Source organism: Methyloglobulus sp. (assembly GCF_964779595.1).
In genome coordinates, this window is the sequence record NZ_CBAROL010000005.1 from 71099 (window position 1) to 85344 (window position 14246).

The window sequence follows — 14246 nt, forward strand, 5'->3', positions numbered from 1 at the left end:
TTAGGTTAGTCTAGCAATGAAAACCGATAGCCAAAACCGCGCACGGTTTGCACCATGTCTTCTTTGCCATAATCACCAAGAATTTTACGCAATCGGCGGATATGGACATCGACGGTACGTTCATCAATATACACGCTGCGGCCCCATACCTGGTCGAGCAATTGGGTGCGGCTAAACACCTTATCGGGATGGGTCATGAAAAACTGCATTAAGCGGAATTCGGTGGGGCTGACATCTAACTGTTTTTCACCAATGCTTAAGCGGTGTTGCTCGGTGTCAAGCGTGAGTTCGCCCATGGTGATTTGTGATATGCCGTGTAATTTGCCGGTTCTGCGTAATACGGCGCGTATCCTTGCCACCAATTCTTTCGTCGAAAAAGGTTTGGTCAGGTAATCATCCGCACCGATCTCCAAGCCTCTGACCTTATCTTCTTCTTCGCCTCTGGCGGTCAGTAGGATGATAGGTATTTCACGAAAGCTAGGGTCTTTTTTTAAACGCCTAGCCCATTCCACACCGCTAATACCAGGCAACATCCAATCCAGCAAGATCAGATCAGGGAAGCTGTCTGCCAAGATTTTTTGGGCGGAATCGACTTCTGCCGCTGCTGTGGGCATAAAACCCGCTTGCTCAAGGACAATCGTCAACATCCCTCGAATAGCGGCTTCATCTTCAACAATCAGGATATTTATTTTCGACATAGTTAATGCTTGAGTTTAGACGCAGTATTTTAGCCGTTTGAGTATGACGAAATTATGACAACTCGTAAAATGAAACCTTAAGTACCAAAAAACTATACTTTTCAACACATTCATTCGATAATTAACTGTCGGCGCAAGGTAGGCGAAGGATCATTCAAGTCAACAAAGTGCTGTTTTAAAGCAATAGTAAACCTTTTATCATGAGAATGATGGAAATTAAGTATGAGTATGATGCAAGAGTTCAAAGAATTTGCCATGAAGGGCAATGTGGTCGATTTGGCGGTCGGTGTTATCATCGGTGGCGCGTTCGGTAAAATCGTTTCGTCTTTTGTCGGAGATGTCGTTATGCCGCTAATCGGATTATTGGTAGGCGGCGTGGATTTTACCAAGCTTGGAATAGTGTTGAAGGAAGCTGTCGATGAAAAGACCCCAGCAGTAATGCTTAACTATGGCAGCTTTGTTCAAACCATTTTTGACTTTACGATAGTTGCTTTTGCCATCTTTATGGCTATTAAGATGATGAACAAAATGAAAAAAGCAGAGGTTGCGACTCCAGAAGCACCACCTGTACCTACTAAGGAAGAATTGTTACTGACTGAAATCAGAGATATTTTAAAGTCAAAAAACTAGACTTTCGCTGTCGTTTTTCTGCGAATGAATGATGAAAACTCCAGTCTGACATCAAAAAGCTGGAGTTTTCCTTGTAACGTTAGTTCTACAAATTTGTAGCCGTTAAGATTCAGCTTTCTGATGGCGAGCAAGCAGGTTTTGCACTGCACTGAGTGGGTTCAGGTTTTCATATAGAACCTTATAGGTTTGCTCGGTAATTGGCATGTCTATATTATGCCGTTTGGCGAGCAATAAGGTATCTTTAGCCGCTAATATGCCTTCAATTTCTTGCCCTATCTCATTGGCGATGGATCGTCTAGTTCTACCCTGTCCTAATGCTAGACCAAAACGACGGTTTCTGGACTGATTATCGGTGCAAGTCAATACGAGATCGCCCAAGCCAGCCAAGCCAATAAATGTTTCTTGCTTTCCACCCAGTTTAATTCCCAAGCGCATGATCTCGTTAAGACCGCGCGTAATCAATGCCGCGCGGGTATTTGCACCAAAGCCCAAGCCATCAGCGATGCCTGCTGCAATCGCCAGCACGTTTTTGACTGCGCCGCCGACTTCAACACCAATAATATCGGAGCTGGTATATGCTCGAAAACGGTCGCTGTGCATGATGTCTGCCAGTTGATCTGCAAATTCGGCTTGCTTTGAGGCAATAGTAATGGCGGTAGGAAGGTTTGCGGCGACCTCACGGGCAAAAGTGGGGCCGGATAGGATAGCGGCTGGTGTGTTTGGTGAGAAGACATCAGCCACAATTTGATGCAGTAAGGTGCCATCCTCTGGGTTAAAGCCTTTGGTCGCCCAGGCTATTTTTAAATCGTTAACAGAGGCATGGGGCTTGAGATTAATCAAGGTGCTTTTGAAAGCGTGGCTGGGTACCGATAATAAGATAAGGTCGCTGAATTCTGCGGCTTGCTTTAGGTCAGAGGTTACGGTTATTTTTTCTGGAAAGGCTGTATCAGGCAAATATCGCTGATTTTTTCTTTCCTTGGCGAGAGCCGCGATATGTTCTGGGTTGTGTCCCCACAATAAAACTTGGCAACCGTTTCTGGCAGCCAGTATAGCAAGTGCAGTACCCCAAGAACCTGCGCCGAGCAGAGTTATTTTTTGGCTCAAACTTATTGACCAAGCAGTTAGTTGATGGTGTTTGATCCAGCCGTTTGTTGTTGTGCTTGTTGCAGATGTTGACCATACAGCGCATCAAAATTGACGGGTGCGAGCAGCAACTGGGGAAAACCACCTTTTGCGACCAGGTCAGAAACGACTTCCCGTGCATAAGGAAACAGAATATTAGGACAAAAGCTACCCAACATAGGCCCCATTTCTTGCTCAGTGAAGTTATCCAATGTAAAGATGCCAGCTTGGTTGACTTCAACCAGATAAGCCGTGGTGTCTACGCTTTTGACGGTAATCGTTACAGTTAAGGTGACTTCAAAGACGGTTTCTTCCAGTTTGTCTACGTGTGTGCCTAAGTTGAAATCTACTACAGGTTCCCATTTTTCGCGGAAAATTTTTGGGGCGTTGGGCGTTTCAAAAGACAAATCTTTGGTATAAACCTTTTGGATGGAAAATTGCTTTTCTGGGGTACTGTTTTCTTCGGCCATGAGTGATGTCTGAATAGTAAGTTTGAGAGATTAAGCTTGTTTACAAAATCAAGCACCAGGCTTATTTTTTGCGGTTAACTTTAATGGGTAATTTATAATCTTCCTGCCAAGATTGCATTCCGCCAGTGATGACAAACACATCCTTATGTCCCGCTTTGGTGATTATTTTCCCAGTCGTGGCTGAACGTGTTCCGTCCTGGCAAACAATTAGGACTTGGTTGTTTTTATAAGCATCAAAGCTGGATATTTGTTCTTTTATTTTACTCAGCGGCAGGTTTATCGCGCTGTCTATATGACCTTTATTGAACTCATCGAGTTCGCGCACGTCAATAACCACAGTATTGCCATTGTTCATTTTGGTTACGGCTAACAATGGCGACACAAAGCCAAATTTTTTAAGTGCCGAGTCGAATAATTCTTGGATTAACAAATACGTTACAACCACCAACGCCAGCGCCAAAATATAGTGGTTTAAAATAAATTCGATGAAGCGTTCTGGGGTAAATGTTTCTGAAAAAGGCATGATAGTAGTGAAGGGTTTTTGCTTTGATTGAGTTAATTAATATGAGATCTGTTTGGGGTATTTTTACACAACTTTGCTATCGCTTATTTAGTATAATGCCTCATGTTTGTCCGTGTTCATCACGGCAAAGCCAATCGTAATCCCGATAAATGCCGCAAATGATACCTTATTTTGGTGTGTTTCGGGTAATGTTTGTGGCATGTCCACAAAAGATTGTTAGTCCCATAGGCTATGGGTTGTGTGTAAAAGTTTCTGGAGATAAAAAGTAAGATGTCGAGTCGCCCTAAACCTGTTGTATTGCTGATCCTGGATGGATTTGGATATTCCACGGAACAAGAAAATAATGCCATTGCGATGGCAAATACCCCCTGTTGGGACAGTTTGCAAAAAGATTACCCCATGACTTTGCTGGACTGCGCTGGGGAAGTGGTCGGTTTGCCGGATGGGCAAATGGGCAATTCGGAAGTCGGACATATTCATATCGGCACAGGTCGTTACGTACCGCAGGATTTCTCCAAGGTCAACGATGCGATTAAAGACGGCAGTTTTTTCACTAATTCGGTGTTATGCCAAGTAGTCGATGCCGCCAAAGAAAAAGGCAAAGCCCTGCATATCATGGGTCTATTGTCTCCAGGTGGAGTGCATAGCCATGAAGACCAGATTGTGGCGATGATCAAATTAGCTGCTAAACGCGGGCTACGTAACATCTATCTACACGCATTTCTGGATGGCAGGGATGTGCCGCCCCAAAGCGCCGCTGCTTCCATCGAATTAATGGAAACAACATTTAAGGCATTGGGCGTGGGCAGGATTGCATCTATCGTAGGTCGTTTTTATGCGATGGACAGGGATAAGCGCTGGGATAGGGTCAAACAAGGCTATGATTTGATCGTCAAAGGTGAGGGCAGTTATCGCGTGGACTCCGCACTTGAAGGATTAAAATCATCCTACGACCGAGGTGAAAACGATGAGTTTGTCCTGCCTACGGTGGTTTTGGATGCTGAAGGCAAGGCTGCCACGCTTGATCCCGAAGATTCCGTGGTATTCATGAATTTTCGTGCCGATAGGGCGCGGGAAATATCCCAAGCCATCACCGATACTGATTTCAAAGGATTTGACCGTGGGCATGCGCCGCACAAAGGTGTTTACGCAACCTTAACCGAATATCATGAAGATTTTGATTATCCCGTCGCATTCCCATCGGTGGATATTAAAAATAGCCTGGGCGAATATTTATCGAATTTGGGCATGACCCAGTTGCGTCTCGCAGAAACTGAAAAATACGCCCACGTCACGTTCTTCTTCAATGGTGGCGTTGATGCCAGCTTTCCTGGTGAAGACAGGATGCTAATCCCTTCGCCCAATGTCAGAACGTATGATTTGCAACCGGAAATGAGCCTGTCGGAACTGACTGACCGTTTTGTCGAAGCCATCGCAGGTGGCAAATACGATGTCATTATTTGCAATTATGCCAATGGCGACATGGTAGGCCATACCGGAATCATCCCCGCCGCCATCAAGGCGGTAGAAGCGATAGACAATTCCTTGCAGCGCGTCGTTGCTGCACTAAAAAGTGTCGGCGGTAAAATGCTGGTAACAGCCGATCACGGCAATATAGAGCAAATGGTTGATGATGACGGCCTAGTCCAAACTGCCCACAGCACCAACCCAGTACCGCTGATTTATGTGTGCGGAGAAGGAAAGTTGGCTTCTGGCGGCAGTTTGAAAGATTTAGCTCCCACTCTGTTGGCTATTTTAGGAGTAGAAAAACCTGTGGAAATGAACGGCAGATCACTTATTGAAACTACCTGATGTTGGCATGTGGAAATATCTAGTTCTTTATTTTCTGCTAGGCTTGTCAGCGGGATTGGCTTGTGCAGAAGAGCTAAGTGATGAGCAAATACAAAGCGAGACAGGCTCGGATGTAGCTACCGAACATGATACACAGCTAGTAGAGCAGCAAAAAGACCAGTTGCTTGGATTATTAGCCCAGGTTGATGAACGATATGGCGATGTTGCGGCTTCGTTGAAGTCAATTAAAGAGCAGATTGAGTTGACCGGTATCAGTCTGGATAAGATTCGTAAGCAAATAAATTCATACCAAGGTCAAATCATACAATTGGATAAAGAAGTCGCCGGGCAGGTAAGGGCGGCATATGCGATAGGGCAGCAATCAAAATTAAAATTGATGCTTAATCAACAAGATCCGGCATTATCCAGTCGAATGATGGTATATTATGAATATTTGAATAAGGCGCGTTTAGAAAAGCTTGCTAATATCCAGCAAACCATTAGATATTTGGATCAGTTGGACAAAGAAAAACAAGCTGAAACCGAAAAACTAGAACAAAATCTGGGGCAAAAAAAATCAGAGCAAGCGGCATTGGATGAAGTAAAAAAACAGAGAAACGAGCTGGTTGCACAGCTAAATGATGATTTTTATTCCAAAGAAGACCAATTAAGCCTTCTAAAAGAAAGTGAAAATAAACTGATTAACCTTATCAGAACCTTGGAAAACGAGCCTGATATGGCTAATCAGGAGGCAGAAACCTCAAGACCTGATACGAACAGTCCAGGAAATACCGCGAGTTTTCCTAAATTGACCGGCGATTTTTCCGCCTTAAAGGGTGAATTACCCTTACCTGTAAAAGGTAAATTGGCGAGCATGATCGGCAGTTCTTCCTCGGAAGATAGGTGGAAAGGCGTTTTAATCAATGCTAAGGAAGGCACTGATATACATGCGGTAACCAAAGGAAAAATTGCTTACGCAGGTGCTTTGAAGAGCTATGGACTGTTGATTATCGTGGAGCATGACAAGGAATTCATGACGCTGTACGCGTTTAATCAAAGCCTTTATAAACACAAAGATGATTGGGTTGAAGCAGGTGATGTGATTGCGTCAGTAGGACAAAGTGGTGGTCGTACGCAGCCCGGACTGTATTTTGAAATACGCCGGAACGGCAAGGCAATTGATCCGCTGCTTTGGTGTCGTAATTAGAGGCTGATGTTGTGAAGTTGAATAAGCGGTGATTTTTTTGTTTTGGTTTTGACGGTTAACTACTGGCAGCTAGACGTTCAAGATTGTCCCCAAAAATTAAAGATATTGTAGTTGTTGGAGTGTAAAGGCACATGCTAAAAAAGAAGAGTCTATTTATTTTGTCCTTAGGGATTATGTTGGGTGTTTTCATGGGCATCTGCGGTAGCGTATTTGCTGAAAAGGACAAAAATGATGTCGCGCTAGAAAACGAAGCGTTGCCTTTTGAAGATTTACGGACATTTACGGAAATCTTTGGCCGTATCAAGCGCGATTATGTCGAACCCGTCTCGGATAAAAAATTATTGGAAGATGCCATAAGGGGTATGCTAGCAGGTCTTGATCCCCATTCCGCCTATTTGGTTTCTGAGGAATACCAGGAGCTTAAGGAGGGTACGACTGGGCAGTTTGGCGGCTTAGGTATTGAAGTCACTATGGAAAATGGCTTCATCAAAGTCGTATCGCCAATTGATGACACGCCTGCCCAAAAAGCCGGTATAAAAACTGGCGACCTCATCGTCAGACTGGATGATGAGCCGGTAAAAGGCATGTCATTAGCCGATGCCGTCAAGAAAATGCGCGGCGAGCCAGGCAGTAAAATCGTGCTTACTGTCGTACGCGAGGGTGCAGAAGCACCCCTTAAACTTACCTTGGTACGCGCAGTCATTAAAGTACAAAGCGTGAAAAGCCGACTATTAGAGAAGAATTATGGTTATTTACGGGTCAGTAGTTTCCAATCTGGTACAGGAGAAAGCCTTAAAGAAGCCTTAGCCAATATGAAGAAAGAAAACGGTGGCAATCTTAAAGGTTTGGTACTGGATTTAAGAAATAACCCAGGCGGTGTGTTGAATGCAGCGGTTGATGTCAGTGATGCGTTCCTAAAATCAGGGCTTATCGTTTATACCGAAGGGCGTATAGAAAATTCTGAAATGCGCTTTAATGCCGCGCCAGATGATCTAATTGATGGTGCGCCTATGGTAGTATTGATTAACGCCGGATCGGCATCGGCTTCCGAAATTGTAGCAGGTGCGTTGCAAGACCAAAAACGTGCCGTGATTATGGGTGAAAAATCCTTTGGTAAAGGCTCAGTACAAACCATATTGCCAACCAGCAATGGTGCGGCAGTCAAGTTGACCACAGCCCGTTACTACACGCCATCTGGCAGGTCAATCCAGGCCGAAGGTATAGAACCAGATATAGCTCTGGCAAATGTCAAGCTTGAGTCCTTGGATAAAAGCGAGTTCGATCCGGTAAAAGAAGCCGACCTTTCGCATCACCTACAGAACGGTAAAGCAAAAGAACTGGCGAAAGAAGCCGAAGCAGAAAAAGCTAAGGAAGCAGGAGAATATAAAGATTATCCGCTCTATCAGGCACTTACCTTATTGAAAGGCATTAGTATTGTGAACAAGTAATACTGGTCTTTTTGGGGTATTGGTAACAATAAACCCGACCCCAGTTAGCCTTTATGGGTTGGCGGGGGTCGGGTTTTTTTATTGGTTTAATTCCACATGCGGGATGAGGATGTTGAGCAGACCGGAGGATTAATTAGCCGACGGCTGATAGCTAACCGAAAAATCCTTCAATCCAGCAAGCGTTGAGGTTAAGTGTGCGGTATTTTCTGGATAAAATGAATTCACGCCTACGCGGGATAAGTAAAACACTTGGTCTGGCAAAAAATGTCCGGTTGCTCTGATTTCGCCCGTGTAGTTATAGCGATTCCTCAGTAACCAAGCATGGGAAAACAAGCGTCCATCGGCGAGTTCTGGAAAATACAGTTCGACGAGCGCCAAATCAGGTAAATACGCAACTATGCCGTCAACTGGATCGGACGGTACTATGCGAGCACCTAACTTTCCTGTGCGATTGAATAGTGCTTTGCCTTTTTGCTGTAGCCGACTCAAGGAAATTATAACGTCGCCGTTGCCGAGATCAGCATCGTCAGGTTTGTATTCCCAAGCGTCGTTGCTTAACTGGTTATCTTTAATGATTTGCATAGACCTGTTCTTTAAATGGGTCGATCCCTACTCGTTTTACCATGTCCAGAAAGGATTCTTCCTCCAGACGTTGCTTGACATAAACATCAAGGATCGTGGTGATGGCTTTGGTGACTTCGTTTTTGGCAACGGCTGGACCTAAGCGTTCGCCGATGGCAGCTTCATTATCTGATGAACCGCCCAAGGTCAGTTGATACCATTCCGTGCCTTTTTTATCGACCCCCAAGATACCGATATGCCCGACGCTTTGGTGGGCGCAACCGTTCATACAGCCGGACATGTTGATTTTAAGTTCGCCAATGTCGTGGATGTAATCCATGTCGTCCAAGGCTTCGTTGATTTCTTTGGCGACACCGATAGAACCAGCATTGGCGAGCGAGCAAAAATCCAGACCAGGGCAGCAAATCATGTCGGTGACTGTGCCGATGTTGGGGGTGGCGAGTTTCAGTTGATCCAGTTGTTGCCAGAGTTCAAATAAATCCGCTTGTTTGACATCGGCAAATACGAGGTTTTGTCGGTGGGTAACCCGAATTTGACCGAAACTGTAGCAATCCGCTAAATCTGCCACGACATCAAGTTGGCTATCCGTCATATCGCCGGGTGCCACATCGGGGGCTTTCAGTGACAAAAATACAGCACGATAGCCAGCTATCTTATGGTCGGCAGTATTGTGCTTGTACCAGGTAGCAAATGCAGAATTAGTGTTTAGATTTGTAGCAAAGCTTGTATCTGACTTGGCATCTTTATCATACGAAGGCGGGGTGAAATGGGCTTTTATTTCATTAATCCGCTCATCTGTTAGTATCATCGTGTCTTTGGTATGTTGCCATTCTTCCTCGACTTGACGGCTAAATTCCGCCATTCCGGTTTCTTTGACCAAAATTTTGATACGCGCCTTGTATTTGTTATCCCTGCGTCCGTACAAGTTGTAGATTCGTAAGATAGCTTCCAGATACGAGAGCAGATATTTCTTTTCCAGAAACGGCTTGATAACTTGCCCGATAACGGGCGTACGACCCAAGCCACCGCCAACCAGAATCCTAAAACCCAGTTCGCCCGCATCATTCTTGACGATATGTACGCCGATGTCGTGCAGTTGGGTGGCGGCACGGTCATTCAGGGAGCCGCTCACAGCAATCTTAAATTTACGCGGCAGGTAATCAAATTCTGGATGTAATGTCGTCCACTGCCGAATGATTTCGCAATACGGACGTGGGTCTTCGATTTCGTCCACACATACGCCAGCCAGATGATCCGACGTGGTGTTCCGCATACAATTGCCGCTGGTCTGGATAGCGTGCATTTGTACTGTGGCAAGGTCTGCCAAGATGTCGGGTACTTCCTCCAGTTTGGGCCAGTTGAACTGGATGTTTTGCCGAGTGGTAAAATGGCAATAACCCCTGTCATACTTTCTGGCGATATGCGCCAACATCCTGAATTGCTTGGTGTTTAGCAAGCCGTAAGGGCCTGCAATCCGCAGCATGGGAGCATGGATTTGGATGTAGAGTCCGTTGCGTAAGCGCAAGGGCCTAAACTGGTCTTCGCTTAATTCGCCTTTCAAAAACCGTTCGGTTTGTCGCCGGAATTGCGCGACGCGCTCGTCTACAAGTTTTTGGTCGATTTCGTTGTACTGGTACATAGTGGGCTTTAGTATCGCCATTGGTCGTTCATTAAGACTTTCAATCATATACTGTGCGTCTTAAAATGACAAAATTTATTGGTTAGTGATACCATTATCGGTTTAAATTTTTCATTTTTTATAATTACAAACTAAAGGTAGGGGACTGTGCTGCGATTTTTATTCGTCTTGTTATTCATGTTGTTGTTGCCGGAACTGGCAATGGCGGCAGATTTTGACACCCTGGGCTTAACGGGAACACAACGGGGCATTTATACGGTGTTGATTTTTATCATCGCCTACGGCTTTGTGATGACCGAAGAGTTCACCCATTTAAGTAAATCTAAGCCAGTCATTCTAGCGGCTGGCATTATATGGGCGCATGCTGCGATCCTTTCCAAAGAAGCGGGTGTTTCTGCGGAGGATATGCACAAGGCATTCGAATATAACCTGAAAGAATATGCCGAATTGATGTTGTTCTTGCTGGTGGCGATGACTTACATCAATTCCATGTCTGAACGGAATGTGTTTGAAGCTTTGCGTTCTTGGTTGGTCAGAAAGCAATTCGGTTATCGGAAACTATTTTTAATCACGGGTATCACCACTTTCTTTCTTTCGTCTGTTGCTGACAATCTGACGGCTGCATTGCTTATTGGCGCGGTAGTTTCTGCGGTGGGCAAAGGCAATGAAAAATTCATCAGCATGGGATTTGTTAATCTTGTTATTGCCGCAAATGCAGGCGGTGCTTTTTGTCCATTCGGTGACATTACAACCTTGATGGTTTGGCAAGCAGAATACGCCGAATTCTTTGATTTCTTCAAGCTATTTATACCATCATTAGTGAATTACGCTATTCCTGCTGGGGTGATGTACTTTGCTCTCCCTGACGAGCAACCAGAAGTCAAGAACGAAGTGGCGGTGCAGTTAAAACCAGGTGCGTTGGTCATCTGTTTCATGTTTTTAGCAACGATTGCGTCAGCGGTCAGCTTTAAGCAAGTCCTACATTTGCCGCCTTTTATGGGCATGATGGTGGGCTTGTCGGTATTGATGTTGTACGGCTATTACCTGAAAGTTAAAGTCACCGTTGAAGGCGACAACGCCTTCAATATTTTCGATAAAGTCCGTCATGCAGAATGGGATACCTTGTTGTTTTTCTTTGGTGTGGTGTTTGCTGTTGGCGGTTTGGGTTACATCGGTTACCTGGAATTACTGTCTGGCGCGATGTACGGCACGTTAGGGCCAACAACGGCGAATATTATGGTTGGTTTGATCTCTGCGGTTGTCGATAATATTCCGGTGATGTTTGCGGTATTGAACATGAACCTGGATATGGATTTGTACCAATGGTTGCTGGTGACGCTGACCGCTGGAGTTGGTGGATCGTTATTGTCTGTCGGATCAGCTGCGGGTGTTGCCTTAATGGGGCAATCCGACCACAAATATACGTTTTTCAGTCACTTGAAATGGACTCCAGCAATCGCTGCGGGTTATGCGGGCAGTATTTTTGCACATTATCTGATTAATGGTTGATTGACTGCTTTGTACAACACAGTCGATAGGGCTGTTTTCAATACAGGTCGAGACCAAGTTTGATTGGTCTCGACCTTAGCAAAATCCAGGGAAACATTGATTCACTCAATGTTTCCCCCACGTTTTATCCATACCAAATAAGCTTAAGTTTTTTGTGTTGCTGCTCATCATTTGGCGTTGCCCAGCTTCTTTTTTCTAGTGACAGTCGATGACTAATAAAACGAATATCAGCGAAGCTCTTTTTAATCGGCGAATGCTGATCTGCATTTTCACGGGATTCAGTTCTGGTTTGCCGCTATTTATCCTGATAAGCCTAGTGCCTGCCTGGTTACGTACCGAAGGCGTGGATTTAAAGTCCATTGGTCTGTTCGCGCTGATCCAATTGCCGTTCACCTGGAAATTCCTGTGGTCGCCGCTATTTGATCGCTACATTCCCCCCTTGGGGCGGCGGCGTGGCTGGTTAATCATGACCCAACTCGCGTTATTGCTGGTTATACCAGCTTATGGCTATTTGAATCCCAAGCTGGATTTATGGGCGATTGCTTATCTGTCGGTTATCGTCGCGTTCTTTAGCGCGTCGCAGGATATTGTGCTGGATGCGTATCGCCGCGAGTTATTGCTAGAAGAGGAACTCGGTCTAGGCAATGCCATCCATGTCAATGCTTACAAGATTGCGGGTTTGGTGCCTGGGGCATTGTCCTTGGTGTTGGCTGACCATTTGCCGTGGAGCAGCGTTTATCTGATCACCGGCTTATTTATGCTGCCAGGGGTTGTTATGACATTGTTGATCAGCGAGCCGGAGCTAAAAGGCGCGCCTAAAACCCTTAGAGACGCTGTGGTAGAGCCGTTTGAAGAATTCCGTAGCCGTGGCATAAAACCCGCGTTGTTAATATTGGCGTTCATCTTTTTTTACAAACTGGGCGACAGCATGGCAACGGCTTTGGCAACGCCGTTTTATCTCGACATGGGTTTCAGCAAAACCGAGATCGGCCTGATCGCCAAAAATGCGGGCTTGTGGCCTAGTGTTATCGGCGGCTTGTTGGGCGGTATTTGGATGATTCGCTTAGGTATCAACCGTGCTTTATGGATATTTGGTGCAGTGCAAATGCTCGCTATATTAGGGTTTGCCTGGCTTGCGATGGTCGGGCATAGCCCACTCTGGCTAGCAGTGGTGATTGGTGTAGAAGCCTTGGGCGTAGGCTTAGGCACATCCGCTTTCGTCGCCTTCATTGCCCGTGCGACGCATCCGTTGTATACCGCCACCCAATTTGCCTTATTCACCAGTCTTGCGGCCGTGCCGCGCACTTTTGCCAATGCCGCCACTGGCTATATGGTGGAATGGGTCGGCTGGAAGTCATTCTTTTTGATTTGTTTTTTTATTGCCATTCCAGGGATGTTATTGTTGTTTAAGGTTGCGCCGTGGCATGAGAAAGAATAAAGCTATCTAAGTAAGGCATGGGCTTACTACAAATCATAATCAACAATAAGCGGCGCATGATCGGAAAACCGTTCTTCCTTGTAGATACGGGTCGCTTTAATCTTGCCTTTAAGTGCAGCACTGACGATTTGGTAATCAATCCGCCAGCCGACGTTTTTTGCCCAGGCTTGCCCTCGGTTTGACCACCAAGTGTATTGGTCACCTTCCTTATTGATTTCCCTGAATGCGTCCAACCAAAGGCTGGACGTTAATAGGGCTTCTATCCAGGCACGTTCTTCTGGCAGGAAGCCGGAGTTTTTTAAGTTGCCGCGCCAGTTTTTTAGGTCGATTTCTTTATGGGCAATATTCCAGTCGCCGCAGATTATGTAGTTGCGACCACTTGCGGCACAGGCTTCAAGATAAGGCATGAAGCGATCCATAAAGCTGAATTTAATGGCTTGCCGTTCTTCGCCGGATGAACCGGAGTGTAGATAGAGGGAGATGACGCTTAGATTATCGAATCGGGCTTCTATAAAGCGACCTTCTGCGTCAATATCTGACCAGCCGATGCCTTTAATGACTTCCAAAGGTTGTTTTTTGCTATAAATAGCGACACCGCTATAGCCTTTCTTTTCCGCATCATGATAAAAACAGTGATAGCCTTGTGGACAAAAAACATCTGAATCAAGCTGATGCAATTGCGCCTTGGTTTCTTGCAGGCATACGATGTCAGGCTGTTGGGCTTGCATCCACGGGAAAAAATTTTTGCGTTCTGCTGAACGAATACCGTTTACATTTAAGGTAATGATACGCATGGGATAATTTTGAGGTTGCGGTTTAATGATGAAAAACGTATTATATCGGGTTAAATTACAAGCAAGTTACTTTACCAGCGGATTAAGCTATGAAACCAGAAACACATCCTGAATATAAACAAATCACTGTGACCTGCGGTTGCGGCAACACTTTTACAACCGGCTCGGTGCTAACAAAGGATTTGCAAATAGAAGTTTGTTCTTCCTGCCATCCTTTTTATACCGGTAAACAACGCGTTGTCGATACCGCTGGTCGTGTCGATAAATTCCGTAAAAAATACGGAAAATAAGGTTTTCAGAAGTTACTTTTTGGAGGTGCTTATTCGGGGAAGCTCTGAATAAGTTCTTCTACAGGTTCGGACGATTCGTGAGGTTTTTCTTACCATGAACGTAAC

Annotated in this window: 14 protein-coding genes; 7 read left to right on the forward strand and 7 right to left on the reverse strand. The window is 45.3% G+C overall.

Annotated features, from left to right (window positions below; all coding sequences use genetic code 11):
• Positions 1 to 5: 5 nt before the first annotated feature.
• On the reverse strand, positions 6 to 698 hold the full coding sequence (gene phoB, locus AC1YY3_RS03640; protein ID WP_481823781.1) for a phosphate regulon transcriptional regulator PhoB: 693 nt from the start codon (positions 696 to 698) through the stop codon (positions 6 to 8).
• Positions 699 to 920: 222 nt separating this feature from the next.
• Between phoB and mscL the strand changes: the two genes are divergently transcribed.
• A complete protein-coding gene (mscL, locus tag AC1YY3_RS03645) occupies positions 921 to 1328 on the forward strand; it encodes a large-conductance mechanosensitive channel protein MscL (protein WP_481823780.1) in 408 nt (135 codons plus the stop codon).
• A 102-nt stretch (positions 1329 to 1430) separates the two neighbouring features.
• Here the strand turns inward: mscL and AC1YY3_RS03650 are convergent, their stop codons facing one another.
• The 3 genes from AC1YY3_RS03650 to AC1YY3_RS03660 all read right to left on the reverse strand — a co-directional run bounded on the left by AC1YY3_RS03650 (position 1431) and on the right by AC1YY3_RS03660 (position 3443).
• The gene (locus tag AC1YY3_RS03650; RefSeq protein WP_481823779.1) at positions 1431 to 2432 is read right to left on the reverse strand and encodes an NAD(P)H-dependent glycerol-3-phosphate dehydrogenase; all 1002 of its coding nucleotides are present in this window, start codon (positions 2430 to 2432) and stop codon (positions 1431 to 1433) included.
• 17 nt (positions 2433 to 2449) lie between these two features.
• On the reverse strand, positions 2450 to 2920 hold the full coding sequence (gene secB, locus AC1YY3_RS03655; protein WP_481823778.1) for a protein-export chaperone SecB: 471 nt from the start codon (positions 2918 to 2920) through the stop codon (positions 2450 to 2452).
• Between the two features lie 61 nt (positions 2921 to 2981).
• Positions 2982 to 3443, reverse strand: coding sequence for a rhodanese-like domain-containing protein (locus tag AC1YY3_RS03660; RefSeq protein WP_481823777.1), 462 nt, complete (start codon positions 3441 to 3443; stop codon positions 2982 to 2984).
• 270 nt (positions 3444 to 3713) lie between these two features.
• Here AC1YY3_RS03660 and gpmI point away from each other — a divergent pair, with 270 nt between their 5' ends.
• From gpmI to AC1YY3_RS03675, 3 genes are all read left to right on the forward strand, one after another.
• The gene (gpmI, locus tag AC1YY3_RS03665; protein WP_481823776.1) at positions 3714 to 5255 is read left to right on the forward strand and encodes a 2,3-bisphosphoglycerate-independent phosphoglycerate mutase; all 1542 of its coding nucleotides are present in this window, start codon (positions 3714 to 3716) and stop codon (positions 5253 to 5255) included.
• Entirely contained in the window at positions 5242 to 6441 is a 1200-nt protein-coding gene (locus tag AC1YY3_RS03670) for a murein hydrolase activator EnvC family protein (RefSeq protein ID WP_481823775.1), read from the forward strand. Before gpmI ends, AC1YY3_RS03670 begins: the two co-directional genes overlap by 14 nt.
• A gap of 131 nt (positions 6442 to 6572) precedes the next feature.
• Positions 6573 to 7889 (forward strand): S41 family peptidase, encoded by a 1317-nt coding sequence (locus tag AC1YY3_RS03675; protein ID WP_481823774.1) that lies wholly within the window; start codon positions 6573 to 6575, stop codon positions 7887 to 7889.
• Between the two features lie 129 nt (positions 7890 to 8018).
• Here AC1YY3_RS03675 and AC1YY3_RS03680 read toward each other — a convergent pair whose 3' ends face one another.
• Together AC1YY3_RS03680 and AC1YY3_RS03685 are read right to left on the reverse strand one after the other, a co-directional pair.
• Positions 8019 to 8471, reverse strand: coding sequence for a DUF934 domain-containing protein (locus AC1YY3_RS03680; RefSeq protein WP_481823773.1), 453 nt, complete (start codon positions 8469 to 8471; stop codon positions 8019 to 8021).
• A complete protein-coding gene (locus AC1YY3_RS03685) occupies positions 8458 to 10110 on the reverse strand; it encodes a nitrite/sulfite reductase (protein ID WP_481823788.1) in 1653 nt (550 codons plus the stop codon). Before AC1YY3_RS03685 ends, AC1YY3_RS03680 begins: the two co-directional genes overlap by 14 nt.
• Before the next feature lie 201 nt (positions 10111 to 10311).
• Between AC1YY3_RS03685 and nhaD the strand changes: the two genes are divergently transcribed.
• Together nhaD and AC1YY3_RS03695 are read left to right on the forward strand one after the other, a co-directional pair.
• Positions 10312 to 11619 (forward strand): sodium:proton antiporter NhaD, encoded by a 1308-nt coding sequence (nhaD, locus tag AC1YY3_RS03690; protein ID WP_481823787.1) that lies wholly within the window; start codon positions 10312 to 10314, stop codon positions 11617 to 11619.
• Positions 11620 to 11827: 208 nt separating this feature from the next.
• Positions 11828 to 13057: an AmpG family muropeptide MFS transporter gene (locus tag AC1YY3_RS03695; protein ID WP_481823772.1), complete on the forward strand. Its 1230-nt coding sequence runs from the start codon at positions 11828 to 11830 to the stop codon at positions 13055 to 13057.
• Between the two features lie 26 nt (positions 13058 to 13083).
• Here AC1YY3_RS03695 and AC1YY3_RS03700 read toward each other — a convergent pair whose 3' ends face one another.
• Positions 13084 to 13851, reverse strand: a complete 768-nt coding sequence (locus AC1YY3_RS03700; RefSeq protein ID WP_481823771.1) for an exodeoxyribonuclease III — start codon at positions 13849 to 13851, stop codon at positions 13084 to 13086.
• 89 nt (positions 13852 to 13940) lie between these two features.
• Between AC1YY3_RS03700 and rpmE the strand changes: the two genes are divergently transcribed.
• On the forward strand, positions 13941 to 14141 hold the full coding sequence (gene rpmE, locus AC1YY3_RS03705; protein ID WP_481823770.1) for a 50S ribosomal protein L31: 201 nt from the start codon (positions 13941 to 13943) through the stop codon (positions 14139 to 14141).
• The last annotated feature ends 105 nt before the right edge of the window (positions 14142 to 14246 follow it).

What these genes read in the sequence shown, in the direction of transcription:
- gpmI (WP_481823776.1), top strand. Translation starts at nt 3,714, where the DNA reads ATGTCGAGTCGCCCTAAACCTGTTGTATTGCTGATCCTGGATGGATTT.
- AC1YY3_RS03675 (WP_481823774.1), top strand. Translation starts at nt 6,573, where the DNA reads ATGCTAAAAAAGAAGAGTCTATTTATTTTGTCCTTAGGGATTATGTTG.
- AC1YY3_RS03695 (WP_481823772.1), top strand. Translation starts at nt 11,828, where the DNA reads ATGACTAATAAAACGAATATCAGCGAAGCTCTTTTTAATCGGCGAATG.
- AC1YY3_RS03680 (WP_481823773.1), bottom strand. Translation starts at nt 8,471, where the DNA reads ATGCAAATCATTAAAGATAACCAGTTAAGCAACGACGCTTGGGAATAC.
- mscL (WP_481823780.1), top strand. Translation starts at nt 921, where the DNA reads ATGAGTATGATGCAAGAGTTCAAAGAATTTGCCATGAAGGGCAATGTG.
- phoB (WP_481823781.1), bottom strand. Translation starts at nt 698, where the DNA reads ATGTCGAAAATAAATATCCTGATTGTTGAAGATGAAGCCGCTATTCGA.
- AC1YY3_RS03700 (WP_481823771.1), bottom strand. Translation starts at nt 13,851, where the DNA reads ATGCGTATCATTACCTTAAATGTAAACGGTATTCGTTCAGCAGAACGC.
- rpmE (WP_481823770.1), top strand. Translation starts at nt 13,941, where the DNA reads ATGAAACCAGAAACACATCCTGAATATAAACAAATCACTGTGACCTGC.
- AC1YY3_RS03685 (WP_481823788.1), bottom strand. Translation starts at nt 10,110, where the DNA reads ATGTACCAGTACAACGAAATCGACCAAAAACTTGTAGACGAGCGCGTC.
- nhaD (WP_481823787.1), top strand. Translation starts at nt 10,312, where the DNA reads ATGGCGGCAGATTTTGACACCCTGGGCTTAACGGGAACACAACGGGGC.
- AC1YY3_RS03660 (WP_481823777.1), bottom strand. Translation starts at nt 3,443, where the DNA reads ATGCCTTTTTCAGAAACATTTACCCCAGAACGCTTCATCGAATTTATT.
- secB (WP_481823778.1), bottom strand. Translation starts at nt 2,920, where the DNA reads ATGGCCGAAGAAAACAGTACCCCAGAAAAGCAATTTTCCATCCAAAAG.